The following is a 22,359-nucleotide window of genomic DNA, read 5'->3' as shown; positions in this document are numbered from 1 at the left end:
CAGTCCTGCTGGCTGTCCTGATCGTGGCCCTGGTCGTTCTGCGAATCCGAGTTCGTGGTCGTGGAGGTCTCGGTGCCGGAACTGGTGCCGTGCTTGCCCATCTCTACCACCTGGCCGGCTCGGTCACGGAACACGCCGAGTTGCGTGGCAGGGTCGACGGTGACCGTGGCGTGGGGGCGGAGGACAGTGGACGGGTACGGCGTGAGTCGGCCGACCCCCCACGGGCGGGCTGAGGTGATGTTCATTGCGGAGGTGGCGTTCTCAGTCCTGGCAGTCGCGGTCATGCCCGCACCCTCTCTCTCGTCTTTCTCGTCTCTCCCGCTCCCGGCTGGGCGCGGGAGGTGCCGGTCCGTCACTGCGGACCGGGCATCCGCCCTCGGTCGGGGCCGTCGGCCGACACGGATTACCCGACGCCCCAGGAAGTCACACCGAGGAGGGATGTCTGTGCTCAGGCTTCGAACGCCTGGCAGTTGCGGCGTTCAGCAGCGAGGTCGGCCTTCCGCTGCGGCATCCGCCGGAGCCCGAACAGCCGGGTGGTCAGCATGTGCCCTGCACCTTCAGGTCGGCCCAGACCACCTTGCCCCAGGGCTTCCTGTCATAGCCCCAGTTCTGGCTCATGGCGTCGACCAGGAGCAGGCCGCGACCTTCTTCCGCGTTGTCGTCGAGCTCGCCCAGCACGGGCACAACCCGGCTCCTGTCAGCGACATCGATACGAACCACCCCATCGTGTTCCCGGGAGATCCGGAGCCGGATGAATCGACAACTGGTGTGCTCGACGGCGTTGTTGATCAACTCTGAGGCGATCAGCTTGCCACCTGTACCCGTGGATCCGGCAGCAGCGGTCATGGTCACGGAGTCATCCCTCCGGAGAGGCGGTTCGACCTACGCTGCCAAGCCAACCGCTGCCAAGTGACAGGGGCCACGGCATCCATGCGGCACCCTTGATGCACCTCTGATGCACGGACGCACCGCATGGGTAGGGCCCGGATCGAGCGGGAAGGGGGCAGGAGTGAGTCTGGCCAAGCGGCGGAAAGCCATGGGTTACAGTCAGGAGAGCTTTGGCCACGCCGTCGGAGTTGACCGCACAACGGTTGGTCGCTGGGAGCGCGGGGAGACCACGCCCGACGCCGTTCATCGACCGGCGATGGCTGAATTGCTGCGACTGGGTCTCGCCGAACTCGACGCGCTGCTGCCCCCGTCACAAGCCACCGTCTCGGAGCCGGCAGCGTCGCCGTCTGGTGATCATTACGGCTCAGGAGAGATCGACGAGATGATCCGACGTCAGTTCTTGCGCCTCATCGCGGTGACCGGCGCTTTGACCTCGCTGGCACCCGACGAGACCGATGCTTTGGCGGAGGCTGCCGATCGAGGGTCGACCGACGGCTTGCGGCGGATGAACGGACACCTCTGGCAGGTGTACCAACTTGCCCGCTCGAAACGCTCCGTCAACGCCGTCGTCAGTGATCAGCTCCGCGCGTTGCACGACGAGCTCAAGGCATCGCGCCACACCAGCGCCCTGTGCGAAGCCGCAGGTGATCTCTTCCAGCTTTCCGGCGAGCTGGCCTTCGACGGCAACCGTTACACGGCCGCTGCCGCGGCCTACACCCTGGCTGCTTCGGCAAGTAGCAACGCTCAGGCATTCGACCTCTGGGCCTGTGCCCTTGTCCGCCACGCGTACGTCGATCTTTACGACGAACACTTCGCAGACGCCGCGCAAACTCTCGAAGTTGCCAGTCGGGTCGCCAGCCGGGGTGACAGTGCGCTGTCCACGCGGTACTGGGTTGCTTCTGTCCAGGCCGAGGCGTTTGCCGGACTGGGTGACTTCGACGCCTGTGAAAGAGCCCTTGACAAGGCTCAGCTCGTCGCCGAATTGCGTGAACCTGCACACAACGGTGGATGGCTCCGCTTCGACGGCTCGCGCCTCGCTGAAGAGCGCGGCGCTCGCTATGTTCGGCTTGGTCGGCTTGGCCTTGCCGAGGATGCGCTCACGAGCGCGCTTGGCTCAGCGGCTCTCGCGAAGGGGCAATCGCTGCGTCGTCGGGGTGCCGTGCTGACGGACCTGGCAGCGCTGGGTGCGAAGCGCCGCGATGCCGAACAGGTGGTGACCTACGGTACGGAGGCCCTGCGACTTGCTCAGCAGTCGGGTTCGGGCTACGTCGCCCGTAAACTCCAGGGCCTGCACACGGAGCTGGGTACCTTGGGCCGAGACCGCCGTGTGGCCGAGTTGGGCGCCGGGATCGGCGCTCTGTGCACGACGTGACGAGAGGGGTTGGCATGTCGGTGACCGATGGGGCCCGGGTGTTCCGGGAGGCATGGATCGCGGGTGTGCGAAAGCACTTTCCCGGCGAGCCGAAGCCGAGCTATGTGACCCCGTGGGACGACACTCCCCACTGGGAGCGGGAAGCCGCAGGTGCCGTGTACGAGCAGGTTCGTCAGTTCCTCGACTTGAGCGGGCGCCATGCCGCGCGGCTGACGCGTGAGCAGAAGGGGCGGTTCATCGCTCTGTGCTGGACGGCCCAGATGTACCAGCATTTCGAGGAACCGAAGCCGGGGTATGTCGCCGACTGGCCAGCCCTGCCGGACTGGCAGAAGGCGACTGACTCGGACATCTTCGAGGCCATCGAGCAGGCCACGAAGTAGCCGTCTGGCGGCTCGGGCGGTCGCCCCTTGAAGGGCGCCGACACCAGCCGCGGGGAGGTCGCGCTCAGGGTGTGGTCGGGGGTGGGGGTTTCCGGAGGCGGAGGATTGTTCCTTGGGGGCGGACGATGATTCTGCCGTGGGTTTTTTTGCCGGTCAGTTCTACTCGGAGGGTGACCGGGGTGTCGGGGTGCGGGGGGCGGCGGAGCTTGAGCTTGCTGAACTCCAAGGTCAGCGCGTCGGCGTCGACCGCGATGCCCGGCTTGGTGATCAGCGTCAGCGTCTTGCCGCGCATGTCCAGATCGATCCGCAGCGTGTCCTGCGTGATCACCGCCTCGGTGAAGTCGAGCGTCACCTCGCACCACTCCGCCGCGAGTTCCAGGCGTCGCGGCAGCACCCAGCGCCCCGTCCGCTTGACCGTGCTGAACCGCTGTTGGATCCGGAGTACGTCCTTGACCCCCTCCACCACCGCGCCGCCGGCGGCCGACACGGGCGGCAAATCGGCGGTGAGCACGGTCAGTTCGCCGACCGTGCGTGCCGACAGGGCCGCCTCCAGGCGCTCGTCCAGTTCGGCCGCGGTCAGCCGGCCGTCGCCCGCCGCGACGCGCAGCACGTCCACCGCCCGGTCCCGGTCCGCATGCGAGGCCCGCAGTACGGGCGAGGTCTCTGCCGACATGCTTCCCCCGGGTCTTGGCTCGACACGAATGCGTAGGGCTCGTGTGGTTTGGGTGGCTGCACACGAGCGAACACTGACGTTATATCGCGATAGGGGGTGCAGCCAAGCCCCCGGGCGGAGGCGGAGAACGGAGTCAGTGGCTCGGGGCCGCCGCCAGCTCGCCGTACGTGTCGAGCGTCCGCAGTACCTCCCGCTCGTCCGCGGACGGGAGTTGCACCACGGTCTCCTCGACGCCGAGTTCCGCGTAGTGGGCGAGCTTGCCGGGCGTGGGCAGGACGGCGTACGGCACCACCTGGAGGGCGGCCGGGTCGCGGCCCGCGTCGGCCCACACCGAGCGCAGCACGGGCAGCGACTCGGCAAGACCGCGCCCGCCGATCGGCAGCCAGCCGTCGGCGTACTGAGCGATGTGCGCGAACAGCTTGGGCCCGGCGGCCCCGCCGACCAGGGTGCGCGGGCCGGTCACCGGGCCGCGCGGCCGCTGGGCGGGCTTGGGGTGCGCGTGGCTGGCCCGGACGCCGCCGAACTCCCCTTCGTAGGCGGTGGGCTCGTCGGACCACAGGGCCTGCATGAGCCGCATCCGGTCGCGGGTCAGCTCCCGGCGGGTGCGCCATCGCACGCCGTGGTCGGCGCCCTCCTCCACGTTCCAGCCGAAGCCGACGCCGAGGGTGAGGCGCCCCGCGGAGAGATGGTCCAGGGTCGCGATCTGCTTGGCGAGGGCGATCGGGTCGTGCTGGGCGACGAGGGTGACGCCGGTGCCGAGGCCGAGCCGCCCGGTCACCGCCGCGGCCTGCCCGAGCGCGACGAAGGGGTCGAGGGTGCGGCCGTACTCGCGCGGCAGCTCGCCGCCGGCCGGGTACGGGGTGGTCCGCTCGACCGGGATGTGGGTGTGCTCGGGCAGGTACAGCCCGGCGAAGCCGCGCTCCTCCAGCTCCCGGGCGAGCCGGACGGGCGCGATGGTCTCGTCGGTGAGGAAGATCGTGACGGCGATGCGCATCCCCCATCTGTACCCGCCCGGCCGCCAGGTGTCCATACCGACTGGTCGGCATTCCACCGGTCAGCGGCTGCGAGGACGACCACGGCGGCGGACCCGGCCCGGGGCGGCGGGCCCCGTTCGTGACCGGAGCGGCGGCGGCGCTTACGTTGGGAAGCGTGAGCTTCGCCGCGGCCGACGGACAGCAGGAAGAGAGAAGGACCGTGCGCGGCACCCTGCCGCCCGGCTCCCCCGACTTCGTCTACGTACCCGTCGAAGTCCCCACAGGAGTACGGGAGATCAAGGTCTCCTACCGCTATGAGAGACCGTCCGTGCCGGCCGGCACACAGGGCAACGCGCTCGACATCGGCCTCTTCGACCAGCACGGCACCGGCCTGGGCGGCCGGGGCTTCAGGGGCTGGTCGGGCGGCGCCCGCACGGAGTTCTTCGTCCGCGCCGACGACGCGACCCCGGGCTATCTGCCGGGCCCGGTGGACGCGGGCACCTGGCACATCGCGCTCGGCCCGTACACGGTCGCGCCGCAGGGCCTGGCGTACCAGCTCACCATCACGCTGACCTACGGCGCGCCGGGCCGGACCGCGCGGCCGGTGTATCCGCCGGAGCGGGCGAAGGGGCGCGGCCGTGCCTGGTACCGCGGCGACTGCCATCTGCACTCCTGGCACTCCGACGGCCGCCGCACCCCGGCCGGGATCGCGGCGCTGGCCCGGGCCGCGGGCCTGGACTTCATCAACACCTCGGAGCACAACACGCACTCCGCGCACCGGCACTGGGCGGACCAGGCCGGCGACGACCTGCTGATCATGCTGGGCGAGGAGGTCACGACGCGCAACGGCCACCTGCTGGCCCTCGGCACCGATCCCGGCACCTTCGTCGACTGGCGCTACCGGGCCGGGGACAACCGCTTCGGCCGGTTCGCCCGGCAGATCCGCGCCGCCGGCGGTCTGGTCGTGCCCGCCCACCCGCACGCCACCTGCATCGGCTGCGCCTGGAAGTTCGGATTCGGCGAGGCCGACGCGGTGGAGGTGTGGAACGGCCCCTACACGCCCGACGACGAGGTCGCCCTTGCCGCGTGGGACGCCCAGCTGGTGGCGTCGGTGCGGGAGGACCGGCGGTGGCTGCCGGCGATGGGCAGCAGCGACGCCCACCGCGACCCGGACGTGGTCGGTCTGCCGCAGACGGTGGTCCTCGCCGACGACCTGACCCGCCCGGCCGTCCAGGACGGCATCCGCGCGGGCCGCTGCTACGTCGCCGAGTCGAAGAACGTCACGATGGCGTTCACGGCCACCGGCGGCCGGGCCCGGCAGGCGGGCATCGGCGAACGCCTCGACGTCGACGCGGACACGCCGGTCACGGTCCGCCTGGAGGTGTCGGGCGCCCCGCGCCGCACGGTCCGCTTCGTGACGGACGAGGGCGTCCTGCTGACCAGCGACCCGCTGCCGGTGAGCGGTTCGGGGGTCGTCGAGTGGCGGACGACCCCGTCGTACGCGGCATACGTGCGGGCGGAGCTGCGCCACGAGGCGGCGGCGGGCCCGCTGCCCGGCGCACTGGCGGGCTTCACGAACCCGATCTTCCTGGGGCGCCGCTGACGTCGCGGGCCCAGCGCACCTCGCCGTCCTGCCGCTCGCCGGTCGGCTCCAGACCGGCAGCGGCGGCGACGGCGGCGGACGCGTGGTGCCCGGGGTGCACATGCGCGACGATCCTGCGCACCGGCCGCAGGCCGAGCCAGCCGACGAGCCCCCGGGCCGCCTCGGTGGCGATGCCTCGCCCCTGCCAGGGCGTGCCCACCACCCAGGCCACCTCGGCGACCGGTCCACCGTCGGTGGCGGCGATCGTCGCCTGGACGGTGCCGGTGAGCCGGTCCTCGGCGCGCGGCAGGACCACCCAGTTCAGCCAGGTGACGGCGGGGTCGGGGGAGCCGGCCGTCCACCGCCGGTAGCGCGAGCGCAGCTCCCGCGGGCCGGCCGGGGTGCCGCCGATGAAGGTGTGCAGGGCGGGGTCGGACAGCACGGCGGCCATCTCCTCGGCGTCCTCGACGCGCAGCGGGCGCAGCTCCAGCCGGCGGGTACGGATGATCTCGGCCTGCATGCTCATGGACGTACCTTCGCACGGGCGCTCGGGGGCGTACCGTCCGAGGAGGAACCCGTCCCGCCACCTTCAGGAGATCCGGATGTCCCCACGCCCCGAGACGAAGCACCGCATCGTGACCCGGTTCCAGCGTCATCTGGCCAATCCGCTCTCGCGGCGGCTTCCGTTGCAGACCGTGCTGGAGACGACGGGCCGCACCTCCGGACTGCCACGGCGCACCCCGGTGGGCGGGCGGCGCGTCGGCGACTCGTTCTGGCTGGTCTCGGAGTTCGGCCTGAAGTCGCAGTACGTACGGAACATCCAGGCCGATCCCCGCGTCCGGGTCCGCATCAGGGGCCGCTGGCACACCGGCACCGCGCAGCTGCTCCCGGACGACGACGCCGTGGCCCGGCTGCGCGGCCTGCCCCGGCTGAACAGCGCCGCGGTACGGGCGTTCGGCACGGACCTGCTGACGGTACGGGTGGACCTGACGGACTGAGCCCCCTCCCCCCGGCCGCCACCCAGCCGCTCAGCCCGGCCACACCAGCGTCTGGATCTCGCTGTAGGCGTGCAGGGCGTAGGAGCCGACGTCCCGGCCCACCCCGCTCTTCTTGAACCCGCCGAACGGCGCCTCCATGTTGCGGCCGACGGTGTTGATGCCGACCCCGCCGGCCCGCAGCCGCCGGGCCACCCGGAACGCCCGCGCCACGTCCCCGGACCACACGTAGTCGATGAGGCCGTAGTCGCTGTCGTTGGCGAGGCGGACGCCCTCCTCCTCGTCGTCGAACGGGATCACCGCCACCACCGGGCCGAAGATCTCCTCCCGGGCCGCCCGCATGGTGGTGGCGCAGTCGGCCAGCAGCGTGGGCGCCACATAGAACCCGCGTTCCAGGGGCGGCCGTTCACCACCCGCCACCACCGTCGCGCCCTCCTTGCGGGCCAGTTCGACATACGACTCCACCCGGTCCCGGTGCGCGGCCGAGATCACCGGCCCCACCACCGTGTCCGGCTCCCCGGGGTCGCCCACCTTCAGCCGGGCCGCGTACGCCGCGAGCCCGTCGACCAGCCGCTCGTACACCCCGCGCTGCGCCAGCACCCGGGTCGGCGCGGTGCAGATCTGCCCACTGTAGAAGGAGAACGTGGTGCCGATCCCGGCGACCGCGGAAGCGAGGTCGGCGTCGTCGAAGACGAGGGCCGCGCCCTTGCCGCCCAGCTCCATCAGCTGCCGTTTCATCGCGCGCCCGCACACTTCGGCGATGCGCTGCCCGACGGCCGTGGACCCGGTGAAGCTGACCATGTCGACGTCGGGCGACTCCACGACGGCCTCGCCCACCGCCACCGAACGCCCCGAGACGACGTTCACCACCCCGGCCGGCGCGCCCGCCTCCGCCAGCGCGTCCGCCATCCGGTACACGGACAGCGGGTCCTGCGGGGCCGGTTTCACCACCACCGTGTTGCCCATCGCGAGCGCCGGCGCGATCTTCCCCGCCGGGTTGGCCCACGGGTTGTTGTAGGAGGTGACGCAGGCGACGACGCCCACCGGCTGGCGCACCGCGAGCGCGCCGAGCACGCCGGCCGGGCCCATCGGGCCCGCCTCGCTGATCTGCGGCGCGATCGCCCATTCGGTCTCCTCCACGCGCGCGTAGCGGCGGAACCTGGCCGCCGCCACCGCCACCTGCATCCCGCGCGCCGTGGCGGTCGTCGCACCGGTCTCCGCGCGGGCCAGGCCGGCGTACGGGACCAGTCGGCCGCGGATGATGTCGGCGGCCCGCGCGAGCACGGCCGCCCGTTCCCGCGGCGGCGTCCGCGACCACGGGCCGAACGCCTCGCGGGCCGCGGCGCAGGCGGCGAGCGCCTGGTCCGGCGTCGCCTCCGGGGCCAGGCCCACGCTCCGTTCCGTCGCCGGGTCGACCACCGGGTAGTGTCCGGCGGCCGGTTCGGCCCAGTCGCCGCCGATGAACAGCCGCTGCCGCTCGGGCGGACCGTTCACTTGGTGGCCACCGTCTCGGTGTCCCGGCCCGAGCGCAGCACCCGGCCGGGCACGGCGCCGCTCACCGCGTCGTCGCGGATCGCCTCGACGCCGTTGACCCACACGGCCCTGACGCCGATCGCCCGGGAGTCCAGCCGCGGGCCGGCGCCCGGCAGGTCGTGCACCAAGGTGGCCTGGCCGGCGTCGATCCGCTCCGGGTCGAACAGGACCAGGTCGGCGTGCCAGCCCTCGCGTATCCGGCCCCGCTCGCGCAGCCCGAACAGCCGCGCCGGGTCGTCCGTCAGCATCTTCACGGCCGCCTCAAGGCCGACCAGCCGGCGTCCGCGCAGGCAGTCGCCGAGGAAGCGGGTCGTGTACGGGGCGCCGCACATGCGGTCCAGGTGGGCGCCCGCGTCGGAGCCGCCGAGCAGTACGTCGGGGTGCCGCCAGGTGTCGGCCCTGAGCGCCCAGGACGCCGGGTCGTTGTCGGTGGGCATGGGCCACAGGACCGTACGCAGATCGTCGGCCGCGCAGATCTCCACCAGGCACTCGAACGGCTCCTGGCCGCGCTCCCGGGCCAGGTCCCGGACCACCCGGCCGGTCAGCCCCTCGTTGCGTGGGCTGTAGGTGTCGCCGATGACGTACCGCCCGAAGTCCGTCAGCCGCCGGAAGACGCCCGCCTCCTCGGACTCCGCGTGCCGCAGCATGCCGGCCCGCACGGCCGGGTCGCGCAGCCGGGCGATGCGTTCGGGCACGGGCAGGCCCAGGATCTCGCCCCAGCCGGGGATCAGGTTCAGGGCGCAGAAGCTGCCCAGGGACATGTTCATCGGGGTGAGGATCGGCATGGTCAGCGCCACCACCCGGCCGCCCGCCTCGCGGGCCCGTTCGCTCGCCGAGAGCTGGCGCGGCACCCGTTCGGGGACGGCGGCGTCCACGGTCAGGACGTTCCAGTTCAGGGGCCGTCCGGCGGTCGCGCTCAGCTCCACGAGCAGGTCGATCTCCGGGTCGCTGAAGCGGTCGAGGCAGCCGGCGACGATCGCCTCGATCTGGGTGCCCTCGTGCTCGCCGACGGCGCGGGCCAGGGCCAGCAGTTCGGCGGGCCTGGCGTGCCGGGACGCCACGGGCTGTCCGTCGCCGTCGGAGTGGGTGCTCGACTGGGTGGTGGAGAAGCCCCAGGCGCCGGCGTCCATGGCCTCGTGGAACAGGCGGACCATGCGGGCGAGTTGGTCGTCGGTCGGCTGTCCGCCCACGGCGTCGGGGCCCATCACATGGCGGCGCAGTGCGCAGTGGCCGACCATGAAGCCCGCGTTGACCGCGATACGGCCCTCCAGGGCGTCCAGGTAGTCGCCGAAGGTGTGCCAGCTCCAGGGCGCGCCCTCCTCCAGGGCCACCAGGGACATGCCCTCCACCTTGGCCATCATGCGGCGGGTGTAGTCGGCGTCGTCGGGCCGGTCCGGGTTCAGCGGGGCCAGCGTGAACCCGCAGTTGCCGGCGGCCACGGTGGTCACTCCGTGGTTCAGCGAGGGCGTCGCGTACGGGTCCCAGAAGAGCTGGGCGTCGTAGTGCGTGTGCGGATCGACGAACCCCGGCGCGAGAACGAGCCCGGAGGCATCCTCACTGCTGCGCGCCTCCTCACCGACGGCACCGACAGCGCCGACGACAGCGATACGCCCGTCGCGTATCCCGACATCGGCGGCGTACCCGGGCGCCCCGGTCCCGTCGACGACGGTCGCACCCCTGACCAGATGATCAAGCACAGGGCTCACCTCCTCGGTTTGCGGTGCGGTGGGCGCGCCACGAAGGGGCGCGGGGAACTGCGCGAGCAACCACACCCAACCCCCACCCCGCGACGGCGATCACCCGGCTGCCCGGAACCGCGAGGTCCGATGCACAGGATCCGTGTCGATCCGCGGAATCACATGCTCACCGATGAGCCGGATCGTCTGCAGCGTCTGCTCCTTCGGCACCCCCACCGGCAACCCGAAGCTCAACTGGTCGGCCCCCGCCTGCTCCCACCGCTTGCACTGCGTACGCACCTCGTCCGGATCACCGCAGATGAGCAGTTCCTCCTCGATGAGGATCTCGATGAACTCGGCGGTGTACTCCGGCAGCGTCTCGGGCCACACGGGGAAGCCGTCGGGCCGCGGGAAGGTGTCGTGGTAGCGGAAGACCAGCGAGGGCAGATAGTGCAGCCCCCCGTTGACGGCGATCTCGATCGCCTCCGCGTGCGTGGGCGCGCAGATCGCGGTCGTCGTCACCATCACGTTGTCGTTGACGAACGCGCCGACCGGTTCGGCGTTCACGATCGCCGTCTTGTACTGCTCCAGCACCCACTCCATGTCGGAGACCTTCTGCACGCTGAAGCCGAGGACGCCGAGGCCCTTCTTCGCGGCCATGGCGTACGAGGGCGGGGACCCGGCCGCGTACCACATCGCCGGATGCGAGGTCCCGTACGGCTTGGGGAGCACCTTCCTGGGCGGCAGCGACCAGTGCTTGCCCTGGAAGCCCTCGTACTCGTCCTGGAGCCACATCTTCGGGAACTCGGCGATGGTCTCTTCCCAGATCTCCTTGGTGTGGTTCATGTCGGTGATGCCGGGCAGGAAGCCGAGGATCTCGTGGCTGCCGGCGCCCCGGCCGCTGCCGAACTCGAAGCGGTTGCCGGTGAGATGGTCGAGCATGGCGACCTTCTCGGCCACCTTGACCGGGTGGTTGACCTGGGCGAGCGGGTTGAAGATGCCCGAGCCGAGGTGGATGCGTTCGGTGGCGTGGGCGAGGTAGCCGAGGAAGACGTCGTTGGCGGACAGGTGCGAGTACTCCTCCAGGAAGTGGTGTTCGGACGCCCAGGCGTACTTGAAGCCGGAACGGTCCGCCTGGATGACGTACTCGGTCTCCTCCATCAGCGCCTTGTGCTCGGCGAGCGGATCGGTCTCGGCGCGTTTGCCCACATATCCCTGTACAAAGAGCCCGAATTCCAAGGAGGTTCACCGTCCCCTGTCGTCCGCTTATCTGACGCTGCGTCAGATCGGCTTGTGGCCCGACTGTGGCACCGGGCGCATGGACCGTCAAGACTGATGGTCCGTCAGATCTGGTCAGACGACCGAGACCCCGGCGAGCCACCCGCCGTCGATCACGAACGGCTGCCCGGTGACATAGGAGGAGTCCGCGCAGCTGAGGAACAGCGCAAGCCGCGCCACCTCCTGCGGCCGCCCGATCCGCCCCAGCGGCACCAGCTTGCGATACAGCTCGTCCAGCGCCCGGCCCATCTCCGCCGCGTCGGCCGCCGGATCCAGCTGCGCCGGGTTGGACATCGCCGTGTCGATCGCCCCGGGGCACACCGCGTTGACCCGGATCCCCCGGTGCGCCAGCTCCAGCGCGGCCACCCGGGTGAGCCCGAGGATCGCGTGCTTGGTGGCGGCGTACGCGCCCACCGCCGCCATCCCGGTCACCGCCGTGTAGGACGCGGTGTTCACGATGGTGCCCCCGTCCTCCATCACGGGCGCGACCGCCTTGACGCCGAGGAAGCAGCCGACCTGATTGACCCGGACCACCTGCATGAACTCGTCCAGCGGCGTGTCCACCAGGGCGTTGAAGCGCAGGATGCCGGCGTTGTTGACCAGCCCGTCGATGTGCCCGTACGCCTCCTTGGCGGCGGCCACCGCGGCCCGCCAGCCCTCCTCCTCCCCCACGTCGAGGTGGACGTACAGCGCGCCCAGCTCCTCGGCCAGCGCCCGCCCCTGGTCGTCGAGGACGTCGGCGACGACGACCTCGGCCCCCTCCGCCCTGAACAGCCGGGCCTCCTGCTCGCCCTGCCCGCGTGCCGCGCCGGTGACCAGCACGACGCGTCCGTCCAGTCTGCCCATGCCCACTCCTAGAGGTCGGGGGCCACGTCGGCGCCGAACGCGGCCATCTGGTCCATCAGTTCGCTACGGCTGCGGCAGCGGAACCGCACCTGGATCTGGTCCACGCCCATCGCCGGGTAGGCCCGCAGCGACTCGGCGAGGGCGTCCGCGGGGCCGCTGAGGGTCCGGCGGCCGACGTCCCAGGCGGGCCTGCCGACATACAGCGGCTCGGTGATGGCGCCCACGGTCAGGGGCGCGGTGATGCCCGCCTCGGCGCGCGTCCGCCGCAGCCCGGCGATCAGGCCGGGCAGCCGGTCGCGCGGATCGCCCTGCGGCAGCCAGCCGTCGCCCCTGAGCGCGGCCCGGCGCACGGCGGCCGGCGAGGACCCGCCGATCCACACGGGCACCCGTTCCTGGGCGGGCCGGGGCCGCTGCCCAAGACCCTCGAAGTCGTACACCTTGCCGTGGTGCTCGGGGTACTCCTGCGGACCGAGCGCGGCCCGCAGGGCGTCCACGCACTCGTCAAGGACGGCCCCGCGGCGCCGGAAGTCCGCCCCCAGCACCGCGAACTCCTCCGCCACGTGCCCGGCGCCGACACCGAGGATCAGCCGCCCGCCGGAGAGATGGTCGAGGGTCGCGTACTGCTTCGCGGTCAGCAGGGGGTGGCGCAGACCCACGATCGCCACATGGCTGAGCAGCCGGGTGCGGCTGGTGACGGCGGCCAGGTGGGCGAGCGTGGCCACCGGGTCGTACCAGACGGTGCCCATCGCCGGGGCCAGCCGGCGCGGTATCGCGACATGGTCGCAGCAGGCGATGTAGGCGAAGCCGGCGCGGTCCGCGGCGCGGGCGATCTCGACCAGGTCGCCGGGGCCCGCGCCGGCCTCCCAGCGCTCCGCGTACAGGGTGCTCTGCGACTGGACGGGCAGCTGGATGCCGTACGCGACGCTCACCGCGCACCCGCCCAGCGGCCGTCCCCGGTCAGCCCGAGCAGTTCGATGGCGTTGCCCCGCACGATCCGCTCGACGACATCGGCCGCCAGATGGCCCATCTGGGCCTCGCCGACCTCGCGGGACTTCGGCCAGGTGGAGTCGGAGTGCGGGTAGTCCGTCTCGTACAGGACGTTGCCGACGCCGATCGCGTCCAGGTTGCGCAGCCCGAACGCGTCGTCGAAGAAGCAGCCGTAGACATGCTCGGCGAACAGCTCGGACGGCGGCCGGTGGACCTTCTCGGCGACCCCGCCCCAGCCGCGGTTCTCCTGCCACACCACGTCGGCGCGCTCCAGGATGTACGGAATCCAGCCGATCTGCCCCTCCGCGTACATCACCCTCAGGTTCGGGAAGCGCTCGAACTTGCCGCTCATCAGCCAGTCCACCATCGAGAAACAGCAGTTGGCGAAGGTGATGGCGGAACCGACGGCGGGCGGCGCGTCCGCGGACGTGGAGGGCATACGGCTGCTGGAGCCGATGTGCATCGCCACCACCGTGCCGGTCTCGTCGCAGGCGGCGAGGAACGGGTCCCAGGCGTCGGTGTGCACCGACGGCAGCCCCAGGTGCGGGGGTATCTCCGAGAAGGCGACGGCCCGCACGCCGCGGGCCGCGTTGCGCCGGACCTCCTCGGCGGCCAGGTGGGCGTCCCACAGCGGGATGAGGGTGAGCGGGACCAGCCGCCCCCGGGCGGCCGGCCCGCACCACTCCTCCACCATCCAGTCGTTGTAGGCGCGCACGCACAGCAGCGCGAGGTCGCGGTCGGCGGCCTCGGTGAACGTCTGGCCGCAGAAGCGGGGGAAGGTGGGGAAGCAGAGCGCGGACTGGACGTGGTTGACGTCCATGTCGTCGAGCCGCCGCGGCACGTCGTACGACCCGGCGCGCATCTGCTCGTACGTGATCACCTCCAGCCTGATGTCGTCCCTGCTGTAGCCGACCGCGGTGTCCAGACGGGTCAGCGGCCGGTGCAGGTCCTCGTACACCCACCAGTCGCCCACCGGGCCGTCGTCGCCCGGCGCGCCCATGACGGGCCTGAACCGGCCGCCGAGGAACGACATCTCCTTCAGCGGCGCGCGCACGATCCGGGGGCCGGTGTCGCGGTACTTGCCGGGGAGCCGGTCCTGCCAGACGTGCGCCGGCTCAACGGTGTGGTCGTCGACGGAGATGATCTCGGGGAATGGCGCTGCGGCTTGGGTCTCCATGGCGCTCACCGTAGCGCCGATCTGACGAACCGTCAGCTACCCGTGGGCGGGGCCGCGACCCCGAGGACCGTGCGGAACCGTGCGAAGAGGACGTGAGGAGGTTGTGGACTCCCGCGCGCCCACCTGTGATCGCCGTCTCGCACGGCTGACGCATCCGCCCTGTACAAGGCAAACTGACGTAGTTGTTCGGGATGCCTAGGGGGACGAACGCATGGACGGTCGACCGCGAGTACCGGAGCAGCGGCGTCCCGGCTCCTCGGCCCAGGAGCCGGCGGCGCTGCGCTTCAGCGTGCTCGGACCGGTGCGCGCCTGGCAGGACGGGGAGCCGCTGGCCACCGGCTCCCCGCAGCAGCGCGCCCTGCTCGCCGCCCTGCTGCTGCGCGGCGGCAGGACGGCGACCGCACCGGAACTGATCGACGCGCTCTGGGGCACCGAGCCGCCCCTTCAGGCCCTCGCCGCCGTACGCACCTACGCCTCGCGCCTGCGCAAGGCGCTCGGCCCCGGCGTCCTGGTCAGCGAATCGGGCGGCTACGCGGTGCGCGGCCTCGGCGCAAACGCCCTGGACCTGGCGGTCGCCCAGGACCTCGCGGCGCAGGCCGACAAGGCCCGCGCCTCCGGTGACCTGTGCCACGCCAGGGACGTACTGAACCGGGCGCTCGCCCTGTGGGACGGCGAACCACTGGCCGGCGTGCCCGGCCCGTACGCCGACGCGCAGCGGGTACGGCTTGAGGAGTGGCGGCTGCAACTCCTCGAATCCCGCCTCGACATGGACCTGGAACAGGGCTGCCACGCGGAGGCCGTGTCCGAACTGACGGCGCTGACGGCTGCCCACCCGCTGCGGGAACGCCTGCGCGAACTGCTGATGCTGGCCCTCTACCGCAGCGGCCGGCAGGCCGAAGCCCTCGCCGTGTACGCCGACACCCGGCGGATGCTCGCCGAGGAACTGGGCGTCGACCCGCGCCCCGGCCTGCGCGACCTCCAGCAGCGCATACTCCAGGCGGACCCGGCCCTCGCCGAACCCTCCGCGCCCCTCGCCGAACCCGCGCCCGTCCCGCTGCGCCCCGCCCAACTCCCGGCCACCGTGCCCGACTTCACCGGCCGTGCCGCCTTCGTCACCGAACTGAGCCAGATCCTCGCCTCCGCCTCCACGTCCGAGGGCCGGGTGATGGCCGTCTCCGCGCTCGCCGGGATCGGTGGCGTCGGCAAGACCACCCTGGCCGTGCACGTCGCCCACCGGGCCCGGGCCGCCTTCCCCGACGGGCAGCTCTACGTCGACCTCCAGGGCGCCGGGCCGCGGTCCGCCGAGCCGGAGACCGTCCTCGGCTCGTTCCTCAGGGCGCTCGGCACACCGGACACGGCCATTCCCGACTCGCTGGCGGACCGGGCCGCGCTGTACCGGTCGGTGCTCGACGGCCGACGGGTCCTGGTGCTCCTGGACAACGCCCGCGACGCGGCCCAGGTACGGCCGCTGCTGCCCGGCACGGAGGGCTGCGCCGCGCTGGTCACCTCCCGGGTGCGGATGGTGGACCTCGCCGGTGCGCATCTGGTGGACCTGGACGTGATGTCCCCGGACGAGGCGCTGGCCCTGTTCACGAAGATCGTCGGGGCGGAGCGGGTCGCCGCGGAGCGGGAGGCCGCGCTCGATGTCGTCGCGGCCTGCGGCTTCCTGCCCCTGGCGATCCGCATCGCCGCGTCCCGGCTGGCCTCCCGGCGCACCTGGACGGTGTCCGTCCTCGCGGCGAAACTGGCGGACGAACGCCGCCGGCTGGACGAACTCCAGGCCGGCGACCTCGCGGTGAAGGCGACGTTCGAACTCGGCTACGGCCAGCTGGAACCGGCGCAGGCCCGGGCGTTCCGCCTGCTGGGCCTCGCGGACGGCCCGGACATCTCGCTCGCGGCGGCGGCGGCCGTGCTCGACCTGCCCCCGGAGGCCACCGAGGATCTGCTGGAGTCCCTGGTGGACACCTCACTCCTGGAGTCCGCGGCGCCCGGCCGCTACCGCTTCCACGACCTGGTCCGCCTGTACGCCCGCGCCTGCGCGGAACGCGACGAACACCCACCGAGCGAGCGGGCGGCGGCCATGTCCCGCCTGCTGGACTTCTACCTGGCGACCACGGCGGGCGTCTACGCGATCGAACGGCCCGGGGACCGCCTGGTCGACGACCTGGCCGCCACCGAGTACCCGGGCCTGCGCTTCGCCGAGGGCGCCGCGGCGTTGGACTGGCTGTACACGGAGGCCGCCCCGCTGCTTGCCTGCGTACGCCAGTCCGCGGGCTCACAGCGGCTGCGGCGCGGTGTGGATCTGCTGTGGGCGGCCAAGGACCTGACCGAGTCGGGGGCCAACTCGCACCAGTACGAGACGACCGCGCGGGCGATGTGCGAGGCGACCCGGACGTCCGGGGACGCACGGGCCGAGGGCAGGGCGCGCACCGTCCTCACGGACGTCCTCCTGGTCTCGGGCCGCATCCAGCAGGCCGAGCAGGAGGCCCGCGCCGCCATGCACCTCGCGGAGTCCGAAGCGGACTCGACGGCGGTGAGCTGGGTGGCCAACACGCTTGGCCTCCTGTGCCTGCACCAGGGCCGGCACGCGGACGGCAAGTCCTACTTCGAGCAGGCCATCGAGGGTTTCCAGGCGGCGGGTAACCGCCCCTGCGAGGCGACCAGTTGGTGCAACCTGTCCCGCGCCCACCTGGGCATGGGCAACGTCACGCAGGCCGTGGAGTTCGCCCGGCGCGGCGTCGAGGCGCACGCCGAGTTCGGGCGGACGGTCCGCCTCGCCAACAGTCACTACGCCGTCGGCATCGCCCTGAACCAGGCCGGCCGGCACACCGAGGCCCTCGGGCAGTTCTCCGACGCGCTGAACATCCTGCGCGACCACCGGCAGCGGCTGTGGGAGGGCACGACGAACTTCCGCATCGCCGAGGTGCACCTGGCCGCCCGCCGCCCCGCACAGGCCGCCCAGCACGCCGAACAGGCGCTCGCGCTCGGCTGCATCGGCGGCGACCGCATGCGCGGCAACGTCCTCACACTGCTGGGGCGGGCACTGTCCGCGCTGGGGCAGCTGGACCGGGCCAGGGCGTGCTGGCGCGAGGCGCTGAGCCTGCTGGAGCAGAACGACGCCACCGAGACCGAGCACGTACGAGCGCTGCTGACCCCGGCTTCCGCCGCCTGACCGACCTCTCCCGCGCGCCGCGGGCGACGGCGTTCAGCGTTCGTTTATCTCCTCCCGGCACTCTCTTACGTGTCAGACCGTCGCGTCGGGGGGCAGACGGCCTGGCCGGGAGCCCGACCAGTTAGTGTGCGGCTCCGAACGCCCGTCCGGCGGCCCTCGGGGGAGCTTCCGGGCGGGCGTTCCTCACTCGTCATCACACAGAGGAACAAGCACATGAGCGAGAAGAAGGACACCGACGCCACTGAGCCGAAGGTCAGCGGGGGGACGGCGGACGACGCCGTCACGCCTGGCGAGAACCCGATGCCCACCCCGGCTCCGGACGGCGCGGACATCACCACGCTGGAGAACCCCATGCCCAGCGAGCCGTTGAAGGACGTCGTCACGAAGAAGGAGAACCCCATGCCCGCGCCGCCCGCGCTGGGTCTGGGCGACAAGTAGGCCACCCTCCGGACGGGGACCGGCCGCGGCGGCGCGGAGGGGAGCCGCCGCGGCCGAGGCGTGTCGACGGGCGCGATCGCCTTCAGCGGTCGCGGAGTTCGGTCTTCTGCAGTTTGCCGCTCGCGTTGCGTGGCAGGGCCGGCAGGAACTGGACGGTTCTCGGGACCTTGTAGTTGGCCATTTCGCGGCGGGACCAGGCGATCAGGTCGTCGGCGGTGAGGTGGGCGCCCGGGCGGCGGACCACGAATGCCTTGCCGACCTCGCCGAGCCGCGGGTCGGGGACGCCGATCACCGCCGCGTCGGCCACGTCCGGGTGCAGGGCGAGAAGTTGCTCGATCTCGGCCGGGTAGGCGTTGAAGCCGCCGACGATGAACATGTCCTTCAGCCGGTCGGTGATGCGCAGATTGCCGGCGGTGTCGAGGACGCCCACGTCGCCGGTGCGCAGCCAGCCGTCCGCCGTGATCGCCTCGGCCGTCGCCGCCGGGTCCCGGTAGTAGCCGCGCATCACGTGGAAGCCCTGGACCTGCACCTCGCCGGCGGTGCCCGCGGGCACCGGTGTGCCCGCCGGGTCCACGACCCGGACCCGGGTGCCGGGGATCGCCCGGCCCGACGTCGCCGCGATCACCGTCGGCGCGTCGCCGCGGCGGCACATCGTCGCCATGCCGCTCGCCTCCGAGAGACCGTACGCCGTCAGCACCGTCCGCACGCCGAGTTCGCCGCGCAGCCGCTCCACCAGCCGCAGCGGGACGACCGCCGCGCCCGTCACCACGAGCCGCAGCGCCGACAGGTCGTGGCCGGCCCTGGCCGGGTGGTCGAGCAGCGCCTCAAGGAGGGTCGGCGGGCCGGGCAGGACGGTGACCCGTTCCGCGGCGATGTTCGCCAGCGCCGTGTCCACGTTGAACACCGGCTGCGGGATCATCGTCGCGCCCCGTGTGAGACAGGCGATCACACCAGCCTTGTAGCCGAAGGTGTGGAAGAACGGGTTGACGATGAGGTACCGGTCGCGGGCGCGCAGGCCGGCCAGGCCGGCCCAGATGTCGTAGGCGCGCACTGTCTGCGCGTGGGTGATCATCGCCCCCTTGGGGCGGCCCGTGGTCCCCGAGGTGAAGACGATGTCGGACAGGCAGCCGCCGTCCAGGCGCCGCGCACGCGCGGTCAGTTCGGCCCGGCCCACACCCTCGCCGCCCGCCAGGAAGTCCTGCCAGGTGCGGAAGTCGGCCGGGGCGTCGTCGGCGAGGACCACCACCTGTTCCAGCTCGGGCAGTCCGGGCAGCGGCCCCGCGCTCCCGTCGCCGTCGGCCGCCGCCCGCCGCAGCGACGCCACGTACGAGGTGCCGAGGAAGGTGCCGGTCACGAACAGCAGCCGGGCCCCGCTGCGGCGCAGCACGTCCGCCGCCTCGGCGCCCTTGAAGCGCGTGTTGAGCGGGACGAGGACCGCCCCGGCGGACACCGCGCCCAGCGCGGCCACGATCCAGTCGAGGGAGTTGGGCGCCCAGATCGCCACCCGGTCGCCGACGCCGGTGCCGGCGGCGAGGCAGGCCGCCGCCGCTCTCTCGACGCGGGCCCCGAGTTCCGCGTACGAGACGCGGCTGCGGCCGTCGACCACGGCCTCGGTGTCCGCGTACCGCTCGGCCGCCGCTCGTACCAGGTCCGGAATGCTGCCCCATCGCATGTCACCGCGCACCACCGGCCTCCCCGAGCCTCCTCGGCACATAGCTGACTGACCGTCAGATTAGCGGTAGCCTGACGGACTGTCAGCACAGCGGCGGCCCGCCCTCGGACGGCCGGGCGGCCACCGGGCGAAGGGGCGGGCACCATGGCGGGAAACGGTCTGAAGGACGCCACCGCGATCGTCGGCATCGGACAGACGCCGTTCGCCAGGCACCTTGCCGAGGACGAGAAGACCCTTGCTTGCCGGGCCGTGCTCGCCGCCCTGGACGACGCCGGGATCGCACCCGGCGAGGTCGACGCCCTCGCCTCCTACACCATGGAGGAGACCGACGAGGTCGAACTGGCCAAGGCCGTCGGCCTCGGCGACCTCACCTTCTTCAGCAAGGCCGGCTACGGCGGCGGCGGTTCCTGCGCCACCGTCGCCCATCTCGCCGCCGCCATCGCCGCCGGACAGGCCACGGTCGGGGTCGCCTGGCGGTCCCGCAAACGCGGCAGCGGCCCCCGGCCCTGGACCAACACCACGGCCCAACTCCCCACGCCCGCCCAGTGGACCCGCCCCTACGGGCTGCTGCGCCCGGCCGACGAGATCGCCCTGCTCGCCCGCCGCTACATGCACGAGTACGGCGCGACCCGCGACCACCTCTTCAACGTCGCCCTCGCCTGCCGCAACCGCGCCAACCAGAATCCGGCGGCCGTGATGTACGAACGGCCGCTGACCCGCGAGATGTACATGACCTCCCGGTGGATCAGCGAACCGCTCTGCCTCTTCGACAACTGCCTGGAGACCGACGGCGCGCTGGCCTGCGTCGTCGTCTCCCGGGAGCGCGCCAGGGACTGCCGGCACGCCCCCGTCTACGTCCACTCCGCCGCCCAGGGCCTGCCCGCCCAGCACCACGGCATGGTCAACTACTGGACCGACGACCCCCTCACCGGACCGGCCTGGACCGCAGCCCGGCACCTGTGGAAGCACGCCGACCTCACCCCGGACGACATCGACGTCGCCCAGATCTACGACGCGTTCACCGCGCTCATCCCGCTCTCCCTTGAGGGGTACGGCTTCTGCGAACGGGGCGAGGGCGGCGCGTTCACCGAGGGCGGCGCGCTGGAGATCGGCGGGCGGCTGCCCGTCAACACCGGTGGCGGCGGGCTGTCGGAGGCGTATGTGCACGGCTTCAACCTGATCACCGAAGGCGTGAAACAACTGCGCGGCATCAGCACCGCCCAGGTCCCGGGGGCCGCCGCCTGCCTGGTCACCGCGGGCGAGGGCGTGCCCACCTCCGCCCTCCTTCTGACGAACAGGAGTTGACACCGCTGTGCTGACCCCCGTCACCGACGCCGACGGCGCCCCCTTCTGGGAGTACGCCGCCCGGGGCGAACTCCGCGTCCAGACCTGCGCCGACTGCGGCGAACCCCGGTTCCCGCCCCGCCCCTGCTGCCCGCGCTGCCAGTCCTTCGCCCACGAGTGGCGGGCGTCCTCGGGGCGCGGGCGCGTGTGGTCGTACGTGCTGCCCCATCCGCCGCTGCTGCCCGACTACGCCGCCGTTGCGCCGTACAACGTCATCGTGGTCGAACTCGACGACGCGCCCCGCATCCGGCTCGTCGGGAACCTGGTCACCGGGCCGGGGGCGCCGCTCGACTCCGTGCCGGCGGAGCGGATCCGGATCGGCGCCCGAGTGCAGGTCGTCTTCAGCACCCTCGACGACGGCACCTGTCTGCCCCAGTGGATCCTGGAGCGCCCATGACCGGCGTCCGCGTCAGCGCCGAGCCGGACACCGGCGTCGCCGTCGTCACCCTGGACCGGCCGGACCGTCTCAACGCCATCGATCTCGCCATGGCCGGTGAACTCGCCGCTGCATGGCGGGCGTTGCGGTACGACGACACCGTACGGGCCGTCGTCCTGACCGGGGCCGGTGAGCGGGCCTTCAGCACCGGGATCGACCGGGACGCCGTGGTGCCGCAGCCGTCGTCGCCGTACATGCAGGACGATCCGCTGCTCGGGATCGGCCCGAAGACGAACGATCTGTGGAAGCCGGTCGTCGCGGCCGTGTGCGGGATGGCCTGCGGCGGCGCGTTCTATCTGCTCGGGGAGGCCGACTTCGTCGTCGCCGACCCGACCGCCGTCTTCTTCGACCCGCACACCGCCTACGGCATGGTCAGCGCCTACGAGTCGGTGCTGATGGCCCAGCGGATGCCGTTCGGGGAGGTCGCCCGGATGATGCTCATGGGCAGCGCCGAGCGGATCTCCGCGCGGCGGGCGCACCAGATCGGCCTGGTCTCCGAACTGACCGAGCCCGGCGGGGCGTTGGCCGCCGCGCGCGCCTGCGCCGCGGTCATGGCCGGGTATCCGGCCGAGGCGGTGCAGGGGACGGTGCGGGCGCTGTGGGCCGCCCGGGAGGGTGCGCTGGCCCAGGGGTTCGCCCAGGCCCCGCACCTCGTCTCGCTCGGCAACCTGCCCGCGCACCGCCAGTCGGACCTGTTCGCCGCCCGCCGCTCCGGGGAGTTCCGCACCCGGTGAGGTAACGGCCCCCGCGGCGGGCGGCCGGGTCCAGGTCGCACCGGCCGACCCGGGCGGCGAGGGCGGAGCAGGGGCGCGGGGCTGTATCAATATGCGGCTCCGCCGCGCGAGCGCGCCCCGTAAGGGGCGCGGGGAACTGCGCGACAAGCCACAACGCACCCGCAGCCGTCCCGCAGACCCGACGCCGAACGCGCCCCGAAAG

At 72.4% G+C, this 22,359-nt stretch carries 21 protein-coding genes; 9 read left to right on the top strand and 12 right to left on the bottom strand.

Annotated elements, in window-relative coordinates:
* Both tgmA and AC27LF_RS43930 read right to left on the bottom strand, forming a co-directional pair.
* Positions 1-245, bottom strand: a 245-nt coding sequence (tgmA, locus tag AC27LF_RS43935; protein WP_479662187.1) for a putative ATP-grasp-modified RiPP, incomplete at its 3' end; no start/stop codon positions are given.
* A gap of 292 nt (positions 246-537) precedes the next feature.
* Positions 538-846 carry an ATP-binding protein gene (locus tag AC27LF_RS43930; RefSeq protein WP_479662186.1) on the bottom strand — a complete coding sequence of 103 codons (309 nt, stop codon included), beginning with the start codon at positions 844-846 and terminating at the stop codon, positions 538-540.
* Between the two features lie 163 nt (positions 847-1,009).
* Between AC27LF_RS43930 and AC27LF_RS43925 the strand changes: the two genes are divergently transcribed.
* Both AC27LF_RS43925 and AC27LF_RS43920 read left to right on the top strand, forming a co-directional pair.
* A complete protein-coding gene (locus tag AC27LF_RS43925) occupies positions 1,010-2,260 on the top strand; it encodes a helix-turn-helix transcriptional regulator (protein ID WP_479662183.1) in 1,251 nt (416 codons plus the stop codon).
* Positions 2,261-2,274: 14 nt separating this feature from the next.
* A complete protein-coding gene (locus tag AC27LF_RS43920; RefSeq protein ID WP_479662182.1) occupies positions 2,275-2,640 on the top strand; it encodes a hypothetical protein in 366 nt (121 codons plus the stop codon).
* A 64-nt stretch (positions 2,641-2,704) separates the two neighbouring features.
* Here the strand turns inward: AC27LF_RS43920 and AC27LF_RS43915 are convergent, their stop codons facing one another.
* A complete protein-coding gene (locus AC27LF_RS43915) occupies positions 2,705-3,313 on the bottom strand; it encodes a DUF1707 SHOCT-like domain-containing protein (protein WP_479662181.1) in 609 nt (202 codons plus the stop codon).
* A 133-nt stretch (positions 3,314-3,446) separates the two neighbouring features.
* Positions 3,447-4,307 carry an LLM class F420-dependent oxidoreductase gene (locus AC27LF_RS43910; protein ID WP_479662180.1) on the bottom strand — a complete coding sequence of 287 codons (861 nt, stop codon included), beginning with the start codon at positions 4,305-4,307 and terminating at the stop codon, positions 3,447-3,449.
* 50 nt (positions 4,308-4,357) lie between these two features.
* Here AC27LF_RS43910 and AC27LF_RS43905 point away from each other — a divergent pair, with 50 nt between their 5' ends.
* Complete coding sequence (locus AC27LF_RS43905) at positions 4,358-5,890, top strand: CehA/McbA family metallohydrolase (protein ID WP_479662185.1); 1,533 nt, start codon at positions 4,358-4,360, stop codon at positions 5,888-5,890.
* Here the strand turns inward: AC27LF_RS43905 and AC27LF_RS43900 are convergent.
* The gene (locus AC27LF_RS43900) at positions 5,859-6,395 is read right to left on the bottom strand and encodes a GNAT family N-acetyltransferase (RefSeq protein ID WP_479662179.1); all 537 of its coding nucleotides are present in this window, start codon (positions 6,393-6,395) and stop codon (positions 5,859-5,861) included. The genes AC27LF_RS43905 and AC27LF_RS43900 overlap by 32 nt on opposite strands.
* A 76-nt stretch (positions 6,396-6,471) precedes the next feature.
* Between AC27LF_RS43900 and AC27LF_RS43895 the strand changes: the two genes are divergently transcribed.
* Complete coding sequence (locus AC27LF_RS43895) at positions 6,472-6,867, top strand: nitroreductase/quinone reductase family protein (RefSeq protein ID WP_479662178.1); 396 nt, start codon at positions 6,472-6,474, stop codon at positions 6,865-6,867.
* 30 nt (positions 6,868-6,897) lie between these two features.
* Here the strand turns inward: AC27LF_RS43895 and AC27LF_RS43890 are convergent, their stop codons facing one another.
* The 6 genes from AC27LF_RS43890 to AC27LF_RS43865 form a co-directional block, all read right to left on the bottom strand.
* Positions 6,898-8,358: an aldehyde dehydrogenase family protein gene (locus AC27LF_RS43890; RefSeq protein WP_479662177.1), complete on the bottom strand. Its 1,461-nt coding sequence runs from the start codon at positions 8,356-8,358 to the stop codon at positions 6,898-6,900.
* Positions 8,355-10,094, bottom strand: coding sequence for an N-acyl-D-amino-acid deacylase family protein (locus AC27LF_RS43885; protein WP_479662176.1), 1,740 nt, complete (start codon positions 10,092-10,094; stop codon positions 8,355-8,357). The genes AC27LF_RS43890 and AC27LF_RS43885 overlap by 4 nt, the downstream gene beginning before the upstream one ends.
* A 99-nt stretch (positions 10,095-10,193) precedes the next feature.
* On the bottom strand, positions 10,194-11,312 hold the full coding sequence (locus tag AC27LF_RS43880) for an LLM class flavin-dependent oxidoreductase (protein ID WP_404033913.1): 1,119 nt from the start codon (positions 11,310-11,312) through the stop codon (positions 10,194-10,196).
* Between the two features lie 114 nt (positions 11,313-11,426).
* Entirely contained in the window at positions 11,427-12,197 is a 771-nt protein-coding gene (locus tag AC27LF_RS43875) for an SDR family NAD(P)-dependent oxidoreductase (RefSeq protein ID WP_479662175.1), read from the bottom strand.
* A gap of 8 nt (positions 12,198-12,205) precedes the next feature.
* Positions 12,206-13,141: an LLM class F420-dependent oxidoreductase gene (locus tag AC27LF_RS43870; protein ID WP_479662184.1), complete on the bottom strand. Its 936-nt coding sequence runs from the start codon at positions 13,139-13,141 to the stop codon at positions 12,206-12,208.
* Positions 13,123-14,370 (bottom strand): amidohydrolase family protein, encoded by a 1,248-nt coding sequence (locus AC27LF_RS43865; RefSeq protein ID WP_479662174.1) that lies wholly within the window; start codon positions 14,368-14,370, stop codon positions 13,123-13,125. Before AC27LF_RS43865 ends, AC27LF_RS43870 begins: the two co-directional genes overlap by 19 nt.
* Positions 14,371-14,572: 202 nt before the next feature.
* Here AC27LF_RS43865 and afsR point away from each other — a divergent pair, with 202 nt between their 5' ends.
* Positions 14,573-17,533 (top strand): SARP-family global regulator AfsR, encoded by a 2,961-nt coding sequence (gene afsR, locus AC27LF_RS43860; protein ID WP_479662173.1) that lies wholly within the window; start codon positions 14,573-14,575, stop codon positions 17,531-17,533.
* Positions 17,534-17,746: 213 nt separating this feature from the next.
* Positions 17,747-17,971, top strand: coding sequence for a hypothetical protein (locus AC27LF_RS43855; RefSeq protein WP_479662172.1), 225 nt, complete (start codon positions 17,747-17,749; stop codon positions 17,969-17,971).
* An 82-nt stretch (positions 17,972-18,053) separates the two neighbouring features.
* Here the strand turns inward: AC27LF_RS43855 and AC27LF_RS43850 are convergent, their stop codons facing one another.
* Complete coding sequence (locus tag AC27LF_RS43850; protein ID WP_479664844.1) at positions 18,054-19,643, bottom strand: FadD3 family acyl-CoA ligase; 1,590 nt, start codon at positions 19,641-19,643, stop codon at positions 18,054-18,056.
* A gap of 144 nt (positions 19,644-19,787) precedes the next feature.
* Between AC27LF_RS43850 and AC27LF_RS43845 the strand changes: the two genes are divergently transcribed.
* Genes AC27LF_RS43845 through AC27LF_RS43835 form a run of 3 tightly spaced genes read left to right on the top strand, consistent with a single transcriptional unit; the run spans position 19,788 to position 22,157 of the window.
* Positions 19,788-20,948 carry a lipid-transfer protein gene (locus AC27LF_RS43845; RefSeq protein ID WP_479662170.1) on the top strand — a complete coding sequence of 387 codons (1,161 nt, stop codon included), beginning with the start codon at positions 19,788-19,790 and terminating at the stop codon, positions 20,946-20,948.
* Between the two features lie 7 nt (positions 20,949-20,955).
* Complete coding sequence (locus tag AC27LF_RS43840; RefSeq protein WP_479662169.1) at positions 20,956-21,384, top strand: Zn-ribbon domain-containing OB-fold protein; 429 nt, start codon at positions 20,956-20,958, stop codon at positions 21,382-21,384.
* Positions 21,381-22,157 carry an enoyl-CoA hydratase/isomerase family protein gene (locus tag AC27LF_RS43835; protein WP_479662168.1) on the top strand — a complete coding sequence of 259 codons (777 nt, stop codon included), beginning with the start codon at positions 21,381-21,383 and terminating at the stop codon, positions 22,155-22,157. Before AC27LF_RS43840 ends, AC27LF_RS43835 begins: the two co-directional genes overlap by 4 nt.
* The last annotated feature ends 202 nt before the right edge of the window (positions 22,158-22,359 follow it).

The sequence above is a fragment of the Streptomyces diversicolor genome (assembly GCF_057537855.1).
Note: the sequence above shows the minus strand (reverse complement) of the source record. Positions and strands in the feature narration are given on the sequence as shown.

What these genes read in the sequence shown, in the direction of transcription:
- AC27LF_RS43930 (WP_479662186.1), bottom strand. Translation starts at nt 846, where the DNA reads ATGACCGCTGCTGCCGGATCCACGGGTACAGGTGGCAAGCTGATCGCC.
- AC27LF_RS43920 (WP_479662182.1), top strand. Translation starts at nt 2,275, where the DNA reads ATGTCGGTGACCGATGGGGCCCGGGTGTTCCGGGAGGCATGGATCGCG.
- AC27LF_RS43915 (WP_479662181.1), bottom strand. Translation starts at nt 3,313, where the DNA reads ATGTCGGCAGAGACCTCGCCCGTACTGCGGGCCTCGCATGCGGACCGG.
- AC27LF_RS43910 (WP_479662180.1), bottom strand. Translation starts at nt 4,307, where the DNA reads ATGCGCATCGCCGTCACGATCTTCCTCACCGACGAGACCATCGCGCCC.
- AC27LF_RS43900 (WP_479662179.1), bottom strand. Translation starts at nt 6,395, where the DNA reads ATGAGCATGCAGGCCGAGATCATCCGTACCCGCCGGCTGGAGCTGCGC.
- AC27LF_RS43895 (WP_479662178.1), top strand. Translation starts at nt 6,472, where the DNA reads ATGTCCCCACGCCCCGAGACGAAGCACCGCATCGTGACCCGGTTCCAG.
- AC27LF_RS43875 (WP_479662175.1), bottom strand. Translation starts at nt 12,197, where the DNA reads ATGGGCAGACTGGACGGACGCGTCGTGCTGGTCACCGGCGCGGCACGC.
- afsR (WP_479662173.1), top strand. Translation starts at nt 14,573, where the DNA reads ATGGACGGTCGACCGCGAGTACCGGAGCAGCGGCGTCCCGGCTCCTCG.
- AC27LF_RS43855 (WP_479662172.1), top strand. Translation starts at nt 17,747, where the DNA reads ATGAGCGAGAAGAAGGACACCGACGCCACTGAGCCGAAGGTCAGCGGG.
- AC27LF_RS43850 (WP_479664844.1), bottom strand. Translation starts at nt 19,643, where the DNA reads ATGCGATGGGGCAGCATTCCGGACCTGGTACGAGCGGCGGCCGAGCGG.
- AC27LF_RS43845 (WP_479662170.1), top strand. Translation starts at nt 19,788, where the DNA reads ATGGCGGGAAACGGTCTGAAGGACGCCACCGCGATCGTCGGCATCGGA.
- AC27LF_RS43835 (WP_479662168.1), top strand. Translation starts at nt 21,381, where the DNA reads ATGACCGGCGTCCGCGTCAGCGCCGAGCCGGACACCGGCGTCGCCGTC.